The sequence below is a fragment of the Helicobacter labetoulli genome (assembly GCF_003670275.1).
GTDB classification, from domain to species: domain Bacteria; phylum Campylobacterota; class Campylobacteria; order Campylobacterales; family Helicobacteraceae; genus Helicobacter_C; species Helicobacter_C labetoulli.
In genome coordinates, this window is record NZ_QXJF01000011.1 from 32,931 (window position 1) to 54,726 (window position 21,796).

Here is a 21,796-nt window from a genome sequence, read left to right on the forward strand (position 1 = left end):
TTTTTTTGTAATGGGCTTTAGCTTGATTTTGCCAAAAAAAACATTATAATATGCAGAAGTTTATTGTAAAGTTGAAAATATTGCTTTTAATGCTTTAATAAAATGGAGTATCCATATTTTTTTTAGGAGGTTTATTTTGTCTTATATTCGTAATTTAAGTATTGGGAATAAAATTAGTGCGCTTTTGACACTCATTTTATTGGTGGGTAATATCGGTGTGGCTGTGCTTGTTTCAACTAATATTGAAGAGAGTATGGTAAAGGAAGCAAAGAAATTTTTGTATGCAAGTGCGTTTAATGATGCTCGTGCTGTGGAGGCTCGTTTTAGCGTAGTTGGAGCTGGGCTTGAAGCGGTAGCAAAAGCAGCAAGTGCAAACTTGAGGCAGAATACAAATGCGATGTATTATATAGTATTAAGCAAACTGCTTGGATATGTTGTAGATTATGACCCAACTATAGTGGCTACATATATTAAGATTGACCATCCTGCGTATGATGAACGCACTCGTGCAGGTTTTGTGCTGGTTGATGATGACCCTGATGAGCACGATTCTGGCATAAGAATGGCTTCGATCAATGATATAAAAACAAAAGATGGCAAAAATCTTGTTGATGGTTTTGCAGATGTGCCTGTAACAAAGAAAGGGACAGAGGAGATTATGTTTTCTCGCCCTACGACAATTATATATGATAAGCAAGAAATCAAAGTCATTAGCATTGCTTTTCCTGTGTATGACGAAGGAAAACGCGTAGGTGTCATGGGAGCTGTCATTAATATGAGTGAGCTTAGCGATGAGATTCTAGCAAAAAATACGAATCCATTTGAACACTCCGTGCGACTGTTTCTTGGAGATGATGGGCTTTTGACAATGTATTATGAGGAAGATAAGATAGGTACAAAGCTGTTAGATATTAATAATACAGAGGGTATGAAAAAGGCTGTTGAGCTTCAAGCTACAGGCAAGATAGGAAGTGATATTGTTGAGACGACTTCAAGGGCTGGATATAAGGGAATGGCTGCCATTTACAATTTTGAAATTTGGGATGGCGTATATTGGACGATGTTTAACTTTGCTCCTTATGATGAGCTACTTTCTGAATTGCATTTTGTTGAGAAAAGTATCATTATTGTGCTGCTTATTGCTATGGTGCTTGTGAATGTCGTTGTGATTGGCTATGTGAAACTTTATATTCAAAGAGATATTGAGAGAATCTATGAAGGATTGAAAGGATTCTTTAGATTCTTAAAAAGCGAAACAAACGATGTTGTGCGTATTGACATAAATAAAGCCGATGAATTAGGGCAAATGGCAAAACACATTAATGACGCTGTTGAAGACATTAAGGAACATACGCGTATTGATAATATCGCTATTGAACAAGCCATAGAATCTGTGCATAAAGTTGAGATGGGTGATTTGAGCGTAAGGCTTGATGCTAAGCCAAATAACCCTCAGCTTATCAAGCTTCAAGAGATTCTTAATGAACTCCTTGATGTATTACAAAGACGAGTGGGGACAGATATGAATCTTATCCACGATATTTTTGAGCAATATAAAACGCTTGATTTTACAAACTCTATCCCAAATGCTAAGGGTAATGTTGAGGTTACAGCAAATGTATTGGGGCAAGAGATTGCACAAATGCTGCGTGTATCAAGTGGCTTTGCTCAAACACTTGCACAAAGGGCAAGTGAGCTAGAAGAGGCGGTTTCACACCTTGCACAAGGTTCTACTTCACAGGCTAGTAGCTTGGAGCAAACAGCAAGTGCAATTGAAGAGATTACTTCATCAATGCAAAGTATGCGTGAGCGAACATCTGAAGTGGTTTCACAAGGTGATGATATTAAAAATGTCATTGGCATTATCCGTGATATTGCTGATCAAATCAATCTCCTTGCACTCAATGCTGCTATTGAAGCAGCAAGAGCTGGGGAACACGGCAGAGGCTTTGCAGTCGTTGCCGATGAAGTAAGGAAACTCGCTGAAAGGACACAAAAGTCTTTAGGTGAGATTGAGGCAAATACAAACCTCTTGGTGCAAAGCATTAATGAGATGGCAGATTCTATTAATGAGCAAACGCTTGGTATTACACAAATTAATGAGGCAGTCATTAGCCTTGAGGGTGTAACACAAAAGAATGTTGAGGTTACTCAACACGCTGAGAGGATTTCTAAGGCTGTTGATGATATAGCTGGACAAATCCTAGAAGATGTGAAAAAGAAGAAATTTTAAAGCCACTAACAAGCAAGATACACTCTTGCTTGTTAAAATGCCTTATCAAGATTCTACTTTTGCCTAGAGTCTTTAGCCCCGCAAAATAAAACCTTACAAACCAACTGCAAATTGACATATTAAAGTTAAAAGTATTTTCCTAGAATCTTTGGAAATTTTGAAGTATTATCTTTCAAGCATTATTTTGTGATTATTGTGAGATATTATGCCCCATTTTTAGAATCCATAGGGCAGATTCTAAAAAGAGAAAAGCATTAGCGATTTTTAATCATATCGGCTATGAGAAATGCCATTTCAATGGCTTGTGTAGCATTGAGCCGTGGGTCGCACTGCGTATTATAGTTACACGCTAGTCCATCTTCAGTGATAGCTTGTGAGCCGCCCACACATTCTGTAACATCAGCTCCCGTCATCTCCAAATGCACCCCACCTGCATAGCTTCCACAGGCTTTGTGAATCTCAAAAAAGCTTTTAACTTCACTAAGCACACTATCAAACACGCGCGTTTTATAGCCATTATTTGCTTTGATTGTATTGCCGTGCATTGGATCGCAACTCCATAGAATCTCACGCCCTTCTTTATTGATAGATTCAAGCAGGGTAGGGAAGTTTTTCTTAATAGTTTCAGCTCCCATACGCACGATGAGATTAAGCCTACCGCTTTGATTTTGCGGATTGAGCTTATCGCAGATTCCCATAATGTCTTCCTTAGTCGCACTTGGTCCAATTTTCACACCCACAGGATTCTTAACACCTCGCAAAAACTCAATATGCGCCTCATCAAGCCCCCTTGTGCGTTCGCCAATCCACAGCATATGTGCCGAGCAGTCATACCACTCTCCGCTTAGAGAATCTTCACGGCAGAGTTGTTCTTCATAATTTAACACAAGGGCTTCGTGCGAGGTGTAAAACTCCGTCTCACGCAAGGTAGGCAAATCTTTAGAATTAATCCCACAGGCTTTCATAAAATCAAGGGCTTGTGTAATAGCACAGGCAAGTTCTTCATACTTCTGCCCAAAGGCATTGTTTTTCACAAAGCTAAGATTCCATTTATGCACTTGATTTAAATCAGCAAAGCCCCCTTGTGCAAATGCACGCAAAAGATTGAGTGTCGCCGCACTTTGATTATAGGCTTGAATCAAGCGATTTGGGTCGTGTTCTCTTGCTTTAGAATCAAACTCCATACCATTAATCATATCGCCGCGGTAGCTTGGCAGACTCATCTCACCTTGAATCTCATAATCACTTGAGCGGGGTTTAGCAAACTGCCCGGCTATGCGTCCTACTTTGATAATAGGGCAGGACGCACCAAAGGTTAGAATCGCCCCCATTTGGATAATGACTTTAAATAAATCGCGGATATTTATTGCATTAAACTGCGAAAAACTCTCCGCACAATCCCCCCCTTGTAATAAAAATGCCTCCCCTTTGCAAACTTGAGCTAATCGCTCTTGCAATGCCCTAGCTTCCCCGGCAAACACAAGTGGTGGATAGGATTTGAGCTGAGATTCCACAGATTCTAAAAGTTTTGTGTCTTTGTAGGTTGGGTGTTGTTTGATTGGCTTATCACGCCAACTTTTTGTATGCCATTGCATAGGATTCTCCTTGTTTAAATTAAAATCGCATTGTAGCTAAGCGGATTAAACTTATTAAACTTTAGCATTTTTATACACATTAAGGGCTGCTGGAGCTTGTGTGGTTGGCATTAGCTCTAAGCGATTAATGTTTATATGCTGTGGTAGGGAAGCTACCCAAAATACACTCTCTGCGATATCTTCAGGCATAAGTGGCGTTGTGCCTTTATACACACTTTGAGCCTTTTGTTTATCGCCTTTAAATCGCACATAAGAAAACTCACTCCCACCGCAAAGTCCGGGTTCAATATCGCTCACACGGATATTTTTATCATACAAATCTGCACGGAGATTCAAACTAAATTGCTTCACAAATGCTTTTGTTGCCCCATAGACATTTCCACCCGGATAGGAATAACTCCCTGCAATAGAACCAATATTGACAATATGCCCAAAGCCTTGTGCTACCATTTTGGGTAAAAGTAGATGTGTAAGCCTCATAAGAGCTATGACATTAACTTCCACCATACGCTCCCAATCGGTAATTTCAGCTTTATCTGCACTGCTTAGCCCAAGGGCTAATCCGGCATTATTAATAAGCACATCTATATTTTGAAAATCTTTAGGGAGATGTGATAAGGCTTTTGCGATAGATTGTGTATCGCAAACATCGCACACTATACTTTGAGCCAAGCTTCCTAACTCTTTTTGCAAGGAATCTAGTCTTTCTTTTCTTCGTGCAAGAATGATGACTTTGTGGTTGTTTTGAGCAAAGATTCTAGCTATTGCTACACCAAAGCCCGAAGATGCCCCTGTGATGAGTGCTGTCATATTACTCCTTTTTGTGTGAGTTTAAAAACTTGTTCTTTTTCTTCAAAATATATTTTACCTTCTCTTACAAGCTCATTAATAAGTCGCTTAAAAAGCTTTTTGCTTATATGAAAAGATTCAAAAATACTTTCTGGCGAGTGTGAAAAATTTAGCTCTAAAGGCATAGAATCAAGTAGGATTTGCTTGTGATTTTTTTGGAGTGGGGGATAAAGGGTAAGGTCAAACTTACCACGATTTATCCCTTTGGCATACACTTCAATGGGTGTATAAAAGCTTGGGGTGAAAGAGAGGGGAAGCTCATTAGCATAAAGCAAACCAAAATAAGCATTTTCTACCACACAGCCAAAGCCTAGCGGTGTTTGTTCAAATATATAAGCCTGAAGTGGTATCTTAGAATCTGCGTGAAAGTTTAGCGTGGGCTTGAGATATTTTTTAATGCCTTGTTTTGCAATAAGACGAGATTGCTTATCAAGTGTGATAGCGACAAGCACTTGTTGATTAGGCTTAAAACTTTGTGGATTCTTGCAAGGCATAAAAATATGCTTATCCACGCCCAAGTCTAAAAAGCAACCAAATGGCGAGTGGCTTATAACATTAAGCAAAGCAATATCGCCATATTGTGCTTTTGGTCGTTGCGTTGTCGCTACGGGGCGATCTTGTGAATCTGTTAAAACAAAAACTTCTATGATGTCATCTATAGCATTTTGTGGTGTTAAAAATTTATTTGGCAAAAGCACTTCTTTGGGTGAAAGGCTAGGGCTGTTTGGTTTGGTAGAGTATGAATCTTGTGGGTAAGAAGATATAGGGCTAAGATATGCCCCATTTTTACTAAAACGCACAATGCGTAATTTCTGCACCCTCCCCATAAGAATGGAGGCAGACTCTGCAGGGGTTGATTGTGTAGCAGTAGATTCTGCGGTTTTAGTGGATTTTTTGGAGTAGGGTCTTAAAGTCTTCAACTTCTTGCTCTTGGGTTTGGATAATTTTTTGTGCGATAGCTTTAATGTCTTCATTTTGCGTATAGATGAGAATCTGCTTTGAAGCTTTGATGGCAGCTTCGTGATGAGGAATCATACTTAAAAGAAAATCGTGATTAAGACGCTCTGTCAAAGCAAGTTCTGACATTTCTTGGTGCATAGTTTCCATATCCTGCTTGGCTTGTTGGTTGTAGAGTGTTACTTCCTTTGGGCTATAAAGCTTTTTTTGTTTTTCAAGCTCTGGGATAAGGGCTTTAAACTCTTCAATTTCAGCCTTTTGTGTTTGAATAATTTGTGTGGCAATAGTGCGGAGCTGCTTGTTTTTAGAATGTTTTAAAAGAAATTCCGCAGAATCAATAGCACCTTGATGATGAGGAATCATATTAACAAGAAAATTTAAATCTAAATTATCATCTTCTAAAAAAGGCTCTTCCATCATCGGTTCGTGCATAAGATTGAGCATTTTCTTGGAGAGGGCAATAGGAGCTTGTGCTTCTAGCATTTCTTGATGATGTTGCATAGTATGTGCTGGGGCGGAAGAGCCTGTGTGGGTGTCATCTTTGGTATAGGCTAGGGTTAAAAGCATAATCACAGCGATAAAAACTCTCATTTCATCTCCTTTAGGTTTATGTGCTTTAATCTTAGCTAAAAAAATTGTATTTTTTCTAAACGATAAAATTTTTATATTATTTTATTTTATATTATTTTATTATGGTAGAGGGTGCAAAATTCTTGTGCGATACGCGGAGAGTTTGAACCCTTAAGAGTGCTAAATTGCACTGCTTTGCGTTTTGTATCCTCATCTAATGGCGTATCTAAAAGTTTGGCTACAAGATTTAAAAACTCTACCTTCCCAAGCGTGTAGAATCCCAAGGTCAGCCCAAACCTGTCGCTAAGGGAGAGAATCTCATCTTTAGCATCATTAAGATGCAAAGTATCTTGTAGGTAAGATTCAGCAATAAGGTGGCGTTGGTTTGAAGTGGTGTAAAAAAGTATGTTTGTTGGTTTATTTTCAAATGAGCCTTCAAGCACACTTTTTAGGGATTTATAGCTATTTTCATTGGGTGAAAGGCTCAAATCATCACAAAGTATAATAAATTTATAAGGTAGTTCTCGCACAATATCTTGCACAAATCCTACAAGATAGAGACATTCCATAGGAAGCTCTATAACACGCAGAGGATAATCTTTGTGCGAAAATGAGCTTAAAACAACCTGCAAACACGAGCTTTTGCCACAGCCTCTAGCTCCCCAAAGCAAAGCGTGTGATGACTTTTTGCCATCTATGAAGGCTTGAGTATTTTTTGTAAGGGCATTGAGCTGACTATCTAGCCCAATGAGCGTAGATTCTTTATAAAAATCTTTAATTGCTTTGAAATATCCATATTCTTGGCTTGGGATATGGCGATAAATACAGGCAAATTCACTTTCCCACGGAAAGCTAGAAAAATGAGAGAGATTATAAAGCGGGGGCATTTTTCTTTTTCTTTGTCGTTTTGGTGTTTGATTTGATTAAATTTTCAATGAGGTTTTGACTTTTTTGACAACTAAGAATGATATGCTCTTTGGGCTTTGAAGCAAGTGAAATGAGACATTCTCCCCTTTTTTTTAGTGAGCCAAAAAGTATTTCATCACTTAGTTTGTTTTTGATTTCATTATCAATGATTTTTTTAATCTCCCTTGCTCCAAGCGCACTTTCCACACTTTGTGAAGCAAGAAAATGCAATGCCTTAGAATCTATCTCAAGGGTGATATGACGCGATTTGAGAGAGATAGCAAGCTCATCAATATATTTTTTGGCAATAAGCAAATATTCTTTCAATCCTAGAGGATTAAAGTGAATAATGCTATCAATGCGACTTCGCAATTCAGGCGAGAATAAAAGCTTGATTGCGGCATCATTTTTATTTTGTAAGTTGGCATTAAAGCCAAGCGTGTTACTATCCTTGCTTCCAGCATTGCTTGTCATAATGACAATGACATTTTTAAAATCCGCCCTATTGCCTAGATTATCAGTCAAACTTGCAGAATCTAGAATCTGCAATAAAATATTATAAATATCGCTATGGGCTTTTTCTATTTCATCAAGTAGCAACACGCAATATGGATTCTTACGCACCGCATCTACAAGTAATCCCCCTTGCTCAAAGCCAACATAACCAGCAGGCGCACCAATGAGTCTTGAGATGGAGTGTGGCTCCATATATTCACTCATATCAAATTTGATAAACTCAATTCCCAAAAGATGAGCGAGCTCTTTGCTTAGCTCCGTTTTGCCAACGCCACTTGGTCCTGCAAATACAAAGCTACCAATGGGCTTATTGCTTTCCCCTAGCCCTGCCTTATTTGCCTTAATCACGCGTGTTAGCTCCATAATGGCTTTGTCTTGGGAGAAGATTCTCTTTTTTAAGTTATGTGAGAGAGATTTTATCATTTTGCTTTCATCGGTGCTAATGGTGCTTTTTGGGATATGCACACTTTTGCTTAAAATAGATTCTATGTCTTTGACCTGAATCTTTGGCTTATTAGTGTGATAGATTCGTGTATTTGCTCCCACTTCATCAAGCAAATCTATGGCTTTATCGGGTAAAAATTTATCACTCACATATCGTGCGGATAAATCCACACAGGCTTTGAGTGCATTTTTTGTGTAACTGACTTGATGATATTTTTCATAAATTGGAGCTAATCCTTCAATGATAGTATAGCAGTCTTGCAAACTTGGCTCTTTGACTTCTACTTTGCTAAAGCGGCGGGATAGGGCTTTGTCTTTATCAAAGTGTATTTTAAACTCGGCAAATGTTGTCGCACCAATACAACGCAAAGTGCCATTAGCAAGAGCGGGTTTAAGGAGATTTGAGGCATCAAGACTTGAGCCAGAAGTCGCCCCTGCACCCACAATCGTGTGAATCTCATCAATAAAAAGCACAGCATTTTTGATAAGTGCCATTTCTTCTAGCACACCTTTAAGTCGCTTTTCAAAATCGCCCCGATATTTACTCCCTGAAATCATACTGCCTACATCAAGGGCGAAAATTTGTGCGTTATGTAAGGCTTTGGGTAGCTTTTTATGATAAATCTCTAGTGCCAAGCCTTCAGCAATTGCCGTTTTGCCAACACCGGGCTCCCCAACAAGAATAGGATTATTTTTTTTTCGCCTAGCTAGAATCTCACTTACACGCCAAATTTCCTGTTCTCTACCGATAACGGGGTCAATTTTACCCTCCTTAGCTAAAAGTGTAAGATTCTTTGTGTATTGCTCAAGATAGCTTTTTCCGTGGTTGTCTTGCCCATTTGGTTGCGAATCTTGCTCTTGTTGTGTGATGACCTCTAGCACACTTAGTCTATCAATACCTTGAGATTTTAGAATCTGTGTGCTAAAGCTTTGATTTTCTTCCATTATTGAAGCAAGTAAGTCGCTTACATCAATGCTTTGGCGGTTGCTACTTTGGGCGTGATTGACCATAGATTCTATAATCCTATCAAGAGCGGGGGTTTGTTTTGGATTTTTGCTTACTTCTTGTGAGTGTGGCACATATTTTTTGAGATACAAATTCGTCATACGCCGCATTTCTTGGATATTGCCTCCACATTTTTGGAGGATTGAAGCACCTTGAGCGTTATTGAGCGTAGCAAGGAATAAATGCTCGGTTGTAAGGATATTGTGGTGCATTTCGCGCGCAATATCTATAGATTCATTGAAAATAAGTGTAAGATTCTGTCCTATCATTATTAATCCTTTAGTGTAGTTCCTCTGTGATTGCTCGCAAAGGATAACCCTGCTCTTTTGCTTTTTGGCTGACAAGTTGAGTTTTAAGCTCGGCAATATCATAGGGATAGATTCCACAAATCCCTTTGCCTTCATTATGGACTTTAAGCGTTATAGCTCTGGCTTCTTGACTTGTTTTATCAAAGACTTCCATAAGAATCTGTACGACAAAATCCATAGCTGTCCAATCATCATTTAAGAGTGAAACCCGATAGAGCCTAGGCTCTTCTAGTATTGTTTCTGTATGTGTTTGTGTTTCAAAAGATGAAAATGCCACGCAAATCCTTTGAGAATGAAAAATTAAGATGGGTAGATTCTAGCAGAAATAATACAATGCGGTTTAATTGATGAATGAGAAATGCTGCACAATTATCAGGGCTTGGTTATGATAAAATGTAGAGTAAAATGCCTGTGAGATGTAGAATCTGCAAATGTTTTTTTGGCTATAAGGGGAGAAAGCCTAGCTTTATCAACTAGGCTTCAGTAACTTTAGGCTTTTACCATCGCTTCTTTGGCGTATTTTTCACCTAACTCAAAAGCTTTTTTATTGGCTTCTTGGACTTTGGCTGGGACTTTTTCTATCATTGTTTGAAATACAAGATTCCTATCCACACATTGTGTGAAAGTTGTCGTAATGGCTAGAGCAACAACGGATTGTGTAACGACATTGCCCACTTCTTCTTTGGCAATGGTAATGATTGGAATCTCATAAATTTTAAACTTTTTTCTATCCTCATCACTTGGTCGCACGAGATTTGGTTCAACAACAATCACGCCTCCTTCTTTCACGCCACCCTTAAAGGAATCATAGCTCACCTGTGCAGTGGAGAGCATAAACTCAATTTCGCCCTCATGTGCATAAGGATAGAGAATCTCTTCTTCACTAAGCAAAATATCAACCTTTGTTGGTCCGCCACGCACCTGACTTGTATAAGTCGCAGCCTTGACGCCATAGCCTTTGTCCTTGATTTGTGCTTCTGCTAGAATCTCTCCTGCCAAAAGCACCCCTTGTCCGCCTACACCTGTAAATCGCAACTGATGCATTTTAGTGCCCCCCTTTAGCTTGAGCTTTTTGAATCACGCCCTCATAGGCTTCACAATATTCCATTCTATCTGTTTGATGTTTAAGCACACCGGTTGGGAATTTACCCACTCGTTCTTCTGGTGAAAGCGTGTCAAATTTGCTTTTGCTTACAAGGCGAGATTCTATCCATTTAAGCATAGATGTCGCCTCGCCCATTTTATTTTTTCGTCCAAGGTTAATATGGCAGTTGCTATGAATATCAAAAAAGCTAAAGCCTTTATGAGTAAAGCCCTCCATAAGCACCTTTTCAAGTTTTTTGGGTGTAAGCACACTCTCTCTTGCCACAAAACTTGCTCCTGCGGCACTTGCCACTTCACAAGGATCAAAGTTTGGATCAATATTGCCATATTGTGCCGTAACGGTCCAAAAATCCTTTGGCGTTGTGGGAGAGGTTTGAGAGTTTGTAAGCCCATAGATAAAGTTATTAATCATTACAAGATTCAAGTCAATATTTCTTCTACAAGCGTGAATTGTGTGATTCCCGCCGATTGCCATAGAATCTCCATCACCTGAAATTACAATGACCTTTTTGTCTGGGTTGGCAAGTTTGATACCTGTAGCATACGCCATTGTCCGCCCGTGAGTTGTATGCACGGTGTTGCAATTTACATATGAGCTAAAGCGACCAGAGCAGCCAATCCCGCTAACAATACAAACATCATTCATATTCCAACCAAGTGCATCAATAGCACGAATGACACTTTTTAAGATAACACCATCGCCACAGCCCCAACACCAAAGGGTTGGCATTTTATCCATTCGTAGATATTCTTCGTAATTAAAAGCCATCTTACATCTCCTTGATTTTTGTGATAATTTCAGCAGGTGAGATTGTGCGTCCATTCGCCTTGCCTAAGAAAGTAACATCTTTTTGCATAAGGCGTTCTACCTCTTGTTTATACTGCCCCTTGTTTAACTCAATCATAAGAATCTTGTCAAATTTCTTGCCAAGAGCTTTAAGCTGTTTTGTAGGGCTAGGCCACAATGTGATAGGACGGAATAAACCAACCTTTATGCCATTTTTGCGTAAATCCTTAATCGCCTCTTTAACAGAGAGTGAAACAGAGCCATAAGCAATAATGAGAATCTCTGCATCATTCATCTCATATTCTTCAAACTCAACAATATCATCAATATGAGATTCTATTTTGTTAAAAAGCCTGTCAATAAGGTTTTGGGAGAGCTTTTCATCTTCTGTTGGGAATCCACTTGCTCCGTGATGAAGTCCTGTGATATGGTATTTGTAGCCTTTGAAGAAAGGATTAAGCACGGCAGGTTTATCTTGTGGCACACCATAGGGCTGATAATCTTTAGGATCGCTCTTAAATTCCTCTCTATTGCAGATTGTAGGTTTAATCTCTTCAAAATCTGGGATTAAAGTTTTCCCGTGCATATGCCCTATGGTTTCATCAAGCAGTAAGAAAACAGGTGTCATATACTTTTCCGCAAGATTGAAAGCACGGATAGTTTGTGTGTAGGCTTCTTGTAGATTCCCAACACAAAGTGCAATGGAGCAAAAATCCCCGTGAGTTGGTGATTTAGCTTGATTAATATCGCCTTGTGAGACGCGTGTAGGAAGCCCCGTAGAAGGTCCCCCACGCATAACATCAACCACAACAAGCGGAATCTCCGCCATAAAGCCATAGCCGATTTGTTCAGATTTGAGCGAGATACCCGGTCCAGAAGTAGCTGTCATTGCCTTAACACCCGTCATTGATGCACCTAAAGCAACGGCAATACCGCTAATCTCATCTTCCATCTGGATAAATTTCCCACCAATTTTTGGAAGCTCCACGCTCATTTCGTGTGCAATTTCACTTGATGGCGTGATGGGATAGCCACCAAAAAATCGACAACCTGATTCTATCGCAGCTAACGCGACAAGCTCGTTTCCTCCTGTAATTAACTCACGCATCTTTTCTCCTTATATCACCATAAATTTGTTTTCTTTGATTTTTGCTGCACGCTCTTGTGCTTCCTTGCTGACTTTAGCAAATTTATACTCATCTTTGTCTGCTACAAAGATAGCAAAATCAGGGCAATGCAACTCACACTCCCTGCACCCAATACAGCTTTCTGGATAAGCAACAGAGATGATTTTCCCTAGAATCTTGTGTTCATCTTTTTTCATACCCAAAACACCGCTTGGACAAAGCGATACGCATACATCACACGCTTTGCAGCGTGTCTCATCAACCCATACCGGCACATTTTCTGGTGCTTGTTTGATACCCATTTTTTCCTTTCCTTTCTTGTTTTTTGGAATAAATATAATCTTAGATTCTCTAATTTAACAATCCGTTATTTTTGAGAATCTCAACTTGTTTTTTGATGCCTTGTGCGGAGATTTTTAACATCTCTTGTTCTTGCTTATTTAGTGTCAAATTTACAATCTTTTCTACTCCTTTTTTACCAAGTTTAACGGGAAGCCCAATGTATATGTCGTGCAAATCATACTCGCCTTGCACATATACGCTACATACAATGTCTTCATCTTGTGGATTTGTAACAAGCTCAAGCATTTTAATGGCTGCACTCGCTGGGGCAAAATATGCCGAACCTTGCTGATAGTAGCTTACAATTTTTGCTCCACCATTTTTTGTTTCTTTGATAAGATACTGCTGCATATCTGAATCCAGTATTGCTGCAAGAGGTTTGTCCCCATAGAGTGAGAATCTAAGTAGGGGTAGCATATCATCGCTATGAGCCCCTAACACATAGGGCTTAATAGGTGTTTGAAAATCATTTAATACGACCTTGCTTTCATAATTTAGCCTTGCTCCATCAAGCACACCTGCCATACCAACAACCCTTTGGCTATCAAATCCACTTGCGTGTTTTGCGACAAGACACATTGCATCAAGAGGGTTTGAGACGATAAGAAGTAAGGCATCGGGTGCGATTTTGGCGATATTTTGGCTGATTTCTCGCACGATAGAGGCATTTTTAAGCAACAAATCATCGCGTGTCATATTTGGGGTGCGAGGGATTCCAGCAGTAATAATGACTACTTCACTTTCACTTAGTCCCTCATAAGATTCATAGCCTTTGATATGTGTGGGGAGATTAAACACAGCTGCAGCTTGAGATATGTCAAGTCCTACACCCTTACAACGAGGAGTATCAATGCTAAAAAGTGCAATTTCACGCGCGATGCCTCTTATTGCACCTAAAAATGCGATATGAGAGCCGACATTGCCAGAACCGCCGATAATAGCAATTTTATTAAACATCTTTTTCCTTGACTAAGAGTTTGCCTGTGTTGAGATTTTTAACTTTAGCACAAAAAGTTAAAAAAAAATTTTAACTTGCTAACTATGGGATAAAATAACTTAAAAGTAAATTAAAATTAAAAATGACTGCGATGTTCTTCGTAGGTTTTGCTGAATTTATGTGTGCCTGTGCTTCTATCTCGCACAAAATACAGATAATCTACCTTGGCAGGATTAAGCACGGCTTCTATGGCTTGGAGACTCACACTTCCTGCAGGGTAGGGCGGCACACCTTTATTGCGATAGGTATTGTAGGGCGTATCATCGTTGCGTATGCGTTCGGGCGTAACTTTAGAGTGTGAATACTGCCCGTAATTGAGCGAACCATCCATTTGCAATGGCATATTTTTTTCTAAGCGATTAAATACAACTGCTGCAACAATAGGCATTTCTTGATTGTTTGCTGCCTCTTTTTGCACTACTGAAGCAATACTGACATTTTTAAACCACTCCTCCTGATTATATGTCCCAAGTAGCCTTATGGCATTTTGTTCGTGTCGTTTTATGGAGATGTCATAAAGCAATTTCATCATCTCATCAGAATCTATACCAATGGGCAGACTATAAGTATCTGGGAAAATCATACCATCAGGATAGGGAAAATACTTATCATAGGCTATTTGAAGAGATTCTGCTGGGAGATTAAAAGTTGGTGAAAGAATGCGAATGAAAAAATACATTGTCTCACCCGGAATAAGCGTAACATCTTTTGTCGCAGCCTTTGAACTCACAAGAGCTTTAAAAAATGCCCCTTTAGGTAACACTTCTGCTTTTACATCAATAAATCCGCTTTGTGGTTGCCCTAAAAAACGGATAAAAATAGAATCTAGCTTGTTATAATGCCCTCCATTGTCATTTAAGTATGTTATAATTTTGGGTAACGAGCCTTTAGGTAGATTCAAGATGCGTTTAGTTTGCACAGGCTGAAGCAAATAAAATAAAATGGTTATGGCAATGATGAAAAAAAGATCAAAACATATTGTAAGTATTATTGTTTTTTTAGGCATTTTGCTCACACTTTCTCTAATGGGATATAAAACTCTATCCAATGGCATTTACAGCCCCCATATCAGTTTTGGACAGATTCAAATTGAAGGATTGTATCTTAGATTAAACAACAAGCTTGTTCTTAATATTGAAAAACTTGATATATCCGCCTTGCAGAAACAAGATAAACAAAAGACAGATGATATGCCTTTAGATCCTCAAGATATACTTGGGTGGATTAAAAAGTTTTTGTTTGTTATCTCGTATTTTGAGAAGCTTGATATTGAAAATGTCGTTTTTGCCGATGAACAAAAGCGGAGTGTGCATTATGATGGACACGAATACAGAATCAACGCCCCGGAGTTTTTTGCGTATTTTGATGTGGAGGAAAGTAACAAGGATACAGAATTGCTCATTCACGAGCTTGAGATTTTAAGTCTTGGTTTGCAGGTGCAAGGGAAATTTGTATATCAATCTTTGAAAAAAACACTTGAAATGGATATAGCTATCTCGCCAAAAGAGCCAATCAAGCAGCCCACACCAAAGCCTAAAAAGCCAAAAGCTCCAAATCAAATAAGTGATACTCAAACAAGCGATGAAGAAGTGGAGCCGCCACTAGATCAACCGACATTATATGTTCGGAGCATTACGGATTTTTATAAAATTGATTTAGAAGCTTCAACCTCTCATCTTTACAACCTTGATACCATTAAGCCCTATGTGGAGAAGCTAAAGATTCAGGCACTCAATGATTGGCTTTTTAAAAATATTAAATATGATGTGTTAAAGCTGCATTCTCTTAGGTTTCAAAGCACGCTTGATGGGCAGTTTTTTGCCAAACTTCAAAAAACACTCGCACTTGATTTAGCCATAGAAGCACCAAAAGTCTATCTCGCTCCGCATATTAAGCCTATTGAAGCGACGCGTATCATTTTATATATGCGAGATGAGAATCTTACCTTTTTGCTTAAAGATCCATTTTTTACAAATATCAAGCTTGATGGCTCGGAAGTCAAAATCAGCAATGTTTTCACCCCACCTCTTAGTGTCAAAATAGCTATCCGCTCTCAAAATGCGATGATGAGTGATGATTTAAATGATTTGTTGCAGGTGTATGGTGTGAGTGTGCCACTACGGAGTGCGGATTCTAAACTGCGTGTGAATCTTGATATAAATATAGAGAATAAAAATAAACACACGCAAGTCTCTCTTAATGGTAATATCAATGCTCCGCAGACAACTTTGAATCTAGGAAGCTTCCCACTTGTTGTGAATAATCTTAATCTTAATCTCACAAATACGCCTGAAAAAGCCTATATACAGATTCTAAACACAAAGGTAAATTATGCCAAGAGTGTTAAAGGCACATTGAATGCGATGTGGAATCTTAAAAGCTCTAAACTCCAAGGGGATTTAGCTATTGACGCATTTGCATTGACTTCACAAGCCCTGTCGCAAAGCTCCACACCACCTGTTATCCCAAAAGATAGCGATGAGCTGACAAAACGCATTATTCAAGCCATTTATGAGGAATCTCAAAAAGGCTTTAGCGAAGAGATTGTAAAAATAAATCCCAAACAAATGCCAAAAATTACAATAGATGGATATCTTGGTGGCAAGGAAAAAATCATCACTTTGCCCGATTTTGCCATTAATATTATTCTTAATGATAAGCTCAATGTCTTTGAACTTAGTGATATTGCAAAGATTTATCCCTACTCACCTATTTTGCAGTATTTTGGAATCCCAAGTGGGAATCTTAAGCTCCAAAGTAGTGATTTTGAAAGCTTTAGTTTAAGTGGCGAGGTGAGTAACCTTGAGTATCCGCTGTATGATAAAGACGCTAAAAAACTTAGTCGGTATTTTTTAGAAGGTGTGATTGATAAAAAAGGAATCCGCATAAGCTCAAAAAACAAGAAGTTTTTATTTGTCAAAGATGGCAACATTAGTAAAATTATTCTTGATGGCTATAACTTGCGGATTGATGAGGTGTTTTTAAGTAAGATTCCTATCCTTGCGGAGCTTAATAAAGAAAGTGAATCTACAGAAAAACTCACTCCAGCACAGAGGGCTGAACAAGAGGCATTTATCAAAGCCAAGCAGCGATATGAAAGGGAGCATAAGATTTCACCTCATATCACATACCTTGAAGCAAAGGATATGGATTTTTATTTGAGTGGTTATGTTATCCCTTCAGATGTGGCGTCTGTATCTATACGCGATGGCGTGATTCGGGCTGATGTTACTTATGGTAATGGTGTGGCAAATGTGGATATGGCGTATTCTCGTGCGAATTTGCGTTTGAGTAATTTTAGTGCAGCGTTTTTAAATCGCGTGTGGGGGAGAGAGATTTTTAAAGGCGGGTTGTTTAACTTTAAGGGCATATATGACGAGGGAGCATTAAAGGGTGAAATCAGTATGCAAAATACGATTTACAGAGATTTAGCCATTGTGCAAAATGTCCTTGCTCTTATTGATACAATCCCAGCATTGCTGACTTTCCGTAAGCCCGGACTTGGCGTAGAGGGCTATGAGGTGAAAAATGGCAGGGTGGATTTTGTGATTAATGATCAATTCTTGGTGCTTGAAAATATTGATTTGGTTGGAAGTTCCATTGATGTGGAGGGTGGGGGACTTGTGAATCTTAAAAATCAAGCCCTTGATATTGTGCTTAAGGCTTCAACACTTAAAACTTTAGCATCTATCATTGATAAGATTCCGCTTGTTGATTATGTAATTTTGGGGAGTGATGGAAAATTTACAACCGGTATTGTGATGAAAGGCACACTTGAGAAGCCAAAAAGTGAAGTGAGCGTGGCAAAGGATATTTTGCTTAGTCCATTTGAGATGGTGGGCAGAATCTTAGAGCCAGTAGATAATCTTTTGAGTGGTTTGACTGAAGCTATTGATAAGAGTGTTACCCCACAAAAGCCAAAAGATTTGCAAACACAGCAAAATACGCAAGATTCTAACCTGAATCCTAAGATGGAGGAAGAGGGACAAAATACAAGAGATGTAAAACAAGAGGAGAGTGAAGATTCTAATGATGGGGATATAGAGCCAAATCTCCCGCAGCAAGAGCCTAAAGAAGATGAGTAGGTCCAAAGTTTAATAAAGCAGAATCTTTGCAGGGCTAGATTCAAGATAAAAATCAGTCTTGTTATCTAAATTTGAGCTATAATCGCCCACATAATTAAACCAAAAAAGGATTATAAGAAATGACACTTTATGATTGTGATGTGGGTAAGCAGTGCAAGATTGTGCGTTTTGAGACACAAGATTATGCTCTAAAAGATAGGTTTATGTCTTTTGGAATTGTGAAAGATAGAGTGTGTTGCGTGGTGAGCCATTCTATCAGGCGTTTGGCAGTGGCGGTAATGGTGGGAGATACACAAATAGCCCTGCGAGATTCGGAGGCAAAAAGCATTATTGTTGAGCCTTTAGAATCTGTAGATTCTAAAGCATAGTGCGATGTCAAAACCCAACTCAAGCTTTAAAAAGATAAAAAAGAAAGATGTTCCCATTATTAAAGCTCTATTTTTGGAGCATTACAAAAATGCCAAAACAGAGCTTGTTTATCATAATTTGTATGAGTTGCTTGTGTGCGTTATGCTTTCAGCTCAATGCACGGACAAACGCGTAAATCTTGTAACTCCCGCTCTTTTTAGGGCGTATCCAGATGTAAAAAGTTTAGCCCAAGCTTCCCTTGCAGATGTAAAAAAACTTATTCAATCCGTTTCGTTTTTTAATAATAAAGCCAAACATCTTATCAATATGGCAAATCAAGTGATGAGTGAGTTTAATGGGGAGATTCCAACCACGCAAGAAGAGCTTAAAACGCTCTCTGGTGTAGGACAAAAGACAGCTAATGTTGTGCTGATAGAGTTTTTTGAGCAAAATTATATGGCAGTTGATACGCATGTATTTCGTGTATCTCACCGCTTGGGATTAAGCGGGGCTAAGAGTGCTATTGAGACCGAAAAGGAGCTAACAACTTTGCTCAAAAGTGAGCTTTCTACCTTGCATCAAGCTTTTGTGCTTTTTGGACGATATACTTGTAAAGCTTTAAAACCGCTTTGTGAGGAATGCTTTGTGAGTGAGTTTTGCAAAAACAAAGCTAATTTTAAGCCAAGTTGAAAAGTTTAAAAATGTGTAGTCAAAAAATATAGTATAATACGCCAAAATCAAAACAAAGGCATTGCAATGGATATTATTCATAACAGCTTTTTTGACATCGTGCAAAAGAGTATTAGCAAAACCCCTCACGATTCGATTATGCCACTTAAAAGGGGCTATTTAAGCAGGATTAGTATGGTGGGCACACACAATGATGTATTTTTGCTTTTTAACAAGGCGTTTTTGCGGATTTTTTGTGTGGATTTTTTGGGTGAAGAGAATCCAAGCGAACAAGCTTTGGAAGATATGGCAAAGGAGCTTGCCAATCTTGTTGTAGGTAGAGCAAAGGTGATGACTGAGGAGCTTGGAAAACATTTTAACATTTCAACACCCGAGTATTTGGGGCATCGTTTAGTTAAAAACTACGACCACGGGTTGCATTTTAGACTAGCTCAAGGGCGATGCAGCATTTATATGAGACGCTTGCATTAGGGCATATACAAATAAATTAGGGAGTGCAAATGGCGGGAGAGAGCATCTTAGATAAGCAGCGGATTCACTCTGCAAAGGAAATTGAGCTTGCGACATATCTTGAAGATATGATGAAAAATTATACCGGTTTGCTTGATATGGAGGTGGTTTTTAATGCTGAGCTTGGCAATACAAAAATCGCTTTGGGTGAGATTTTGCGTTTTGAGAAAGGCTCTATTATAGATCTTGGCAAACCAGCAGGGGAGAGTATAGAGACTTTTATTAATGGTCGTGTGATTGGCAAGGGTGAAGTTATGGTATATGAGCGTAACCTTGCTATTCGTATTAATGAGATTTTAGATTCCAATGCGATTGTGTATTATTTGACGCGTGAGAAATAGTCTAGAATCTGTGAAGAGATAGTGGGGTAAGATGAGAGTTTGTGCTTTCTTGTTGTTGCTTGTGCTTTCTTTATTTGGGGCAAGTGGGGAGGTTAGAGACATTGAGATTATGCCAAAACAAGATGGTATTGAGATTTTGCTCCATATAGAATCTGCCTATGATGGTTCTCCGCGTTTGACTGAGCAGAATGGCTATAAGGGTGTGATATTTCCAAATCTTCAAGCAAGGTCTAAAAATCAAAGTTTTAAAGCCTCTTTTGTGAGTGAGGTGCAAATTTTTAATATAGAAGATAGTCTTTATGTTATAGGTATAGGTGATACACATATTATAGGGGTAAATGTCAGTAAGTCAAGCAATGCTATTAAGGTTCTTTTCAGTCAGGTTACTCCACCTCAAAGTGAGCTTGACACGCTTTTGCAGACACCTCAAACAATCCATAAGATTCCAAATCTTGAGACTACATCTCAAGCCACTAAGCAGTCTAAGCCTATTACGGAGAGGGGGCAAGAAGATTTGCAATCGCCCCTTGATTTTAAAACTGATATGGGGATTGATACTTGGCGGTATGTGGCAGTATTGCTTGTTATGGCAGTCCTTGTGCTTGTTCTATTTTATGTGAAGCGTTATATTGTCAGCAAAGGGGGTGCTAAAGCTAGTGGTAAGAGAAATTTTGGCGGATATTTTTCATCTTTTGCCCCAAAACAGGAGGTTTTTGATCCTGCAAAGATTGAGGTTATCTCACAGAAAAATCTAGATTCAAAGCATAGAATCTTAACCATAGAATCTAATGGCTATCGGTATTTAATACTCATTGGCTCTACAAGCACAACGCTCATTGACCGCTATCCTATCCCGCAAAGCATTACTCCCCAAGAGCAGTTGCATTTTGATGATCAATTTGCCAAACTCTTAGAGCAAAAGCAAGAGCGACTTTCTAGATATCTCCACGATGAGAAGCCCTAAAGAATGAAAAATCCGCTTGAATCGCAGGATAAATCTCACCTTTGGGCGTGGTTACTTATATCTTTTCTTATCCATTGTGTGATTCTTGGCATTTTGTTTGTGCGTTTTGGGCAAATGCAATTTAAAAAAGGCACTTCAATAAATCCACAAATGAAGGTGGCAGGCTTTCAGATTCTAGGTGGTGGAGAGATGGAATCTAAGCAAAATACGCATAATCAACTTGCCGCTCCCAAATTTAGCTCCACTCCGCCAACGCCCAAGCAAACACAAAATACAAAAGCTCAAAGTAATCCTAGTCAATTTGACCTCTCATCTTTAAGTCTCTATGATGGCATGGGCAAGCAGCAGCAAACTACAAGGCAGAGAAGCAGGGTAAAGGCTCTTGCGAAGTTCCCGGGTGTTGATGAGGTTACAAGGAGAGATATAGAGGAGCTTTATGGGGCTGAATTTGGGGATTATGGTATAGCGGAACAGGAATTTTTAGTCAATAATTTACGGGATATTGGACGCATTACAAAAAAATATTTAGAATATCCAGCAAGTGCCATACGGCTAGGGCAAGAGGGGCTTAGTGCAGTGGAGTTTTACCTACACCCAAATGGTGATATTAGCGGACTAAAGATTATTGTTTCATCAAATTATATGCTTTTGGATCGCAATAGCGAACGCACGATTGAAATTGCCTATAAAGACTACCCTCGCCCTATCACGAAAACTAAGATACGCATTTTTGTAACTTATGGTATTTATTATTATGGTTATTAGATTCTAAATTTTGCGTTAAGATCAAGGAATTAAAACATTCTCTTAGTGGCTTAAAAAATCCTTTAAAATCTCTGCGTGTAGCACGGGCTCAAATTCTAATATTTCATACTTGGCTAAATCATAATGCGTGTAGGGATCATTTGCTGCAAACTGCAAGGCTTCATCTTTGCTTGCAAACTTGCCGATGATAATGCCGCCATCTTTTGGGATTCTAGGACCAGAGGCGAGTAAAATACCCTTTTCATACCCTTTTTTAAGATACTCCCTATGTTCTTGTAAATGCTCTGTAACCTGCCCTAAAGGCTTTGTGTAATGCACGAGACAAACAAAAAGTGTCATTTTCTCTCCTTTA

22 protein-coding genes are annotated in these 21,796 nt (G+C 38.9%); 8 read left to right on the top strand and 14 right to left on the bottom strand.

Annotation, left to right across the window (positions count from 1 at the left end):
* Positions 1-136: 136 nt before the first annotated feature.
* Positions 137-2,233: a methyl-accepting chemotaxis protein gene (locus EBF12_RS12205; RefSeq protein ID WP_279629424.1), complete on the top strand. Its 2,097-nt coding sequence runs from the start codon at positions 137-139 to the stop codon at positions 2,231-2,233.
* Between the two features lie 254 nt (positions 2,234-2,487).
* Here the strand turns inward: EBF12_RS12205 and EBF12_RS06875 are convergent, their stop codons facing one another.
* The 13 genes from EBF12_RS06875 to mltG all read right to left on the bottom strand — a co-directional run bounded on the left by EBF12_RS06875 (position 2,488) and on the right by mltG (position 14,747).
* Positions 2,488-3,828 (bottom strand): class II 3-deoxy-7-phosphoheptulonate synthase, encoded by a 1,341-nt coding sequence (locus EBF12_RS06875; protein ID WP_121726997.1) that lies wholly within the window; start codon positions 3,826-3,828, stop codon positions 2,488-2,490.
* A 54-nt stretch (positions 3,829-3,882) separates the two neighbouring features.
* Positions 3,883-4,638, bottom strand: coding sequence for an SDR family NAD(P)-dependent oxidoreductase (locus tag EBF12_RS06880; protein WP_121726998.1), 756 nt, complete (start codon positions 4,636-4,638; stop codon positions 3,883-3,885).
* Positions 4,635-5,597, bottom strand: coding sequence for a S1-like domain-containing RNA-binding protein (locus EBF12_RS06885; RefSeq protein WP_244196436.1), 963 nt, complete (start codon positions 5,595-5,597; stop codon positions 4,635-4,637). Before EBF12_RS06885 ends, EBF12_RS06880 begins: the two co-directional genes overlap by 4 nt.
* Positions 5,560-6,225 carry a DUF305 domain-containing protein gene (locus EBF12_RS06890; RefSeq protein ID WP_121727000.1) on the bottom strand — a complete coding sequence of 222 codons (666 nt, stop codon included), beginning with the start codon at positions 6,223-6,225 and terminating at the stop codon, positions 5,560-5,562. Before EBF12_RS06890 ends, EBF12_RS06885 begins: the two co-directional genes overlap by 38 nt.
* Before the next feature lie 86 nt (positions 6,226-6,311).
* A complete protein-coding gene (locus EBF12_RS06895) occupies positions 6,312-7,091 on the bottom strand; it encodes a DUF815 domain-containing protein (RefSeq protein ID WP_121727001.1) in 780 nt (259 codons plus the stop codon).
* Positions 7,075-9,345 (bottom strand): AAA family ATPase, encoded by a 2,271-nt coding sequence (locus EBF12_RS06900; protein ID WP_121727002.1) that lies wholly within the window; start codon positions 9,343-9,345, stop codon positions 7,075-7,077. Before EBF12_RS06900 ends, EBF12_RS06895 begins: the two co-directional genes overlap by 17 nt.
* 10 nt (positions 9,346-9,355) lie before the next feature.
* Complete coding sequence (locus EBF12_RS06905; protein ID WP_121727003.1) at positions 9,356-9,661, bottom strand: ATP-dependent Clp protease adaptor ClpS; 306 nt, start codon at positions 9,659-9,661, stop codon at positions 9,356-9,358.
* Between the two features lie 212 nt (positions 9,662-9,873).
* Complete coding sequence (locus EBF12_RS06910) at positions 9,874-10,428, bottom strand: 2-oxoacid:acceptor oxidoreductase family protein (RefSeq protein ID WP_121727004.1); 555 nt, start codon at positions 10,426-10,428, stop codon at positions 9,874-9,876.
* Between the two features lies 1 nt (position 10,429).
* Positions 10,430-11,257: a 2-oxoglutarate ferredoxin oxidoreductase subunit beta gene (locus EBF12_RS06915; RefSeq protein ID WP_121727005.1), complete on the bottom strand. Its 828-nt coding sequence runs from the start codon at positions 11,255-11,257 to the stop codon at positions 10,430-10,432.
* A 1-nt stretch (position 11,258) separates the two neighbouring features.
* Positions 11,259-12,383, bottom strand: coding sequence for a 2-oxoglutarate synthase subunit alpha (locus tag EBF12_RS06920; RefSeq protein WP_121727006.1), 1,125 nt, complete (start codon positions 12,381-12,383; stop codon positions 11,259-11,261).
* Positions 12,384-12,392: 9 nt separating this feature from the next.
* Positions 12,393-12,704 (bottom strand): 4Fe-4S dicluster domain-containing protein, encoded by a 312-nt coding sequence (locus EBF12_RS06925; RefSeq protein ID WP_121727007.1) that lies wholly within the window; start codon positions 12,702-12,704, stop codon positions 12,393-12,395.
* 49 nt (positions 12,705-12,753) lie between these two features.
* The gene (locus EBF12_RS06930) at positions 12,754-13,701 is read right to left on the bottom strand and encodes a malate dehydrogenase (protein WP_121727008.1); all 948 of its coding nucleotides are present in this window, start codon (positions 13,699-13,701) and stop codon (positions 12,754-12,756) included.
* Between the two features lie 116 nt (positions 13,702-13,817).
* Complete coding sequence (gene mltG, locus EBF12_RS06935; protein ID WP_121727009.1) at positions 13,818-14,747, bottom strand: endolytic transglycosylase MltG; 930 nt, start codon at positions 14,745-14,747, stop codon at positions 13,818-13,820.
* Between mltG and EBF12_RS06940 the strand changes: the two genes are divergently transcribed.
* The 7 genes from EBF12_RS06940 to EBF12_RS06970 all read left to right on the top strand — a co-directional run bounded on the left by EBF12_RS06940 (position 14,695) and on the right by EBF12_RS06970 (position 21,444).
* Positions 14,695-17,826 carry a DUF3971 domain-containing protein gene (locus EBF12_RS06940; RefSeq protein WP_244196437.1) on the top strand — a complete coding sequence of 1,044 codons (3,132 nt, stop codon included), beginning with the start codon at positions 14,695-14,697 and terminating at the stop codon, positions 17,824-17,826. The two genes, mltG and EBF12_RS06940, sit on opposite strands and share 53 nt — an antisense overlap.
* Before the next feature lie 119 nt (positions 17,827-17,945).
* Positions 17,946-18,194: a FeoA family protein gene (locus EBF12_RS06945; protein ID WP_121727011.1), complete on the top strand. Its 249-nt coding sequence runs from the start codon at positions 17,946-17,948 to the stop codon at positions 18,192-18,194.
* A gap of 4 nt (positions 18,195-18,198) precedes the next feature.
* Positions 18,199-18,864, top strand: a complete 666-nt coding sequence (gene nth, locus EBF12_RS06950; protein ID WP_121727012.1) for an endonuclease III — start codon at positions 18,199-18,201, stop codon at positions 18,862-18,864.
* A gap of 66 nt (positions 18,865-18,930) precedes the next feature.
* Entirely contained in the window at positions 18,931-19,335 is a 405-nt protein-coding gene (locus EBF12_RS06955; protein ID WP_121727013.1) for a chemotaxis protein CheX, read from the top strand.
* Positions 19,336-19,364: 29 nt separating this feature from the next.
* Positions 19,365-19,715, top strand: a complete 351-nt coding sequence (fliN, locus tag EBF12_RS06960) for a flagellar motor switch protein FliN (protein ID WP_121727014.1) — start codon at positions 19,365-19,367, stop codon at positions 19,713-19,715.
* Between the two features lie 31 nt (positions 19,716-19,746).
* A complete protein-coding gene (locus tag EBF12_RS06965) occupies positions 19,747-20,679 on the top strand; it encodes a flagellar biosynthetic protein FliO (protein WP_244196438.1) in 933 nt (310 codons plus the stop codon).
* Between the two features lie 3 nt (positions 20,680-20,682).
* Positions 20,683-21,444 (top strand): energy transducer TonB, encoded by a 762-nt coding sequence (locus tag EBF12_RS06970; protein ID WP_121727015.1) that lies wholly within the window; start codon positions 20,683-20,685, stop codon positions 21,442-21,444.
* 42 nt (positions 21,445-21,486) lie between these two features.
* Here EBF12_RS06970 and EBF12_RS06975 read toward each other — a convergent pair whose 3' ends face one another.
* The gene (locus EBF12_RS06975) at positions 21,487-21,783 is read right to left on the bottom strand and encodes a YciI family protein (protein ID WP_121727016.1); all 297 of its coding nucleotides are present in this window, start codon (positions 21,781-21,783) and stop codon (positions 21,487-21,489) included.
* Between the last annotated feature and the right edge of the window lie 13 nt (positions 21,784-21,796).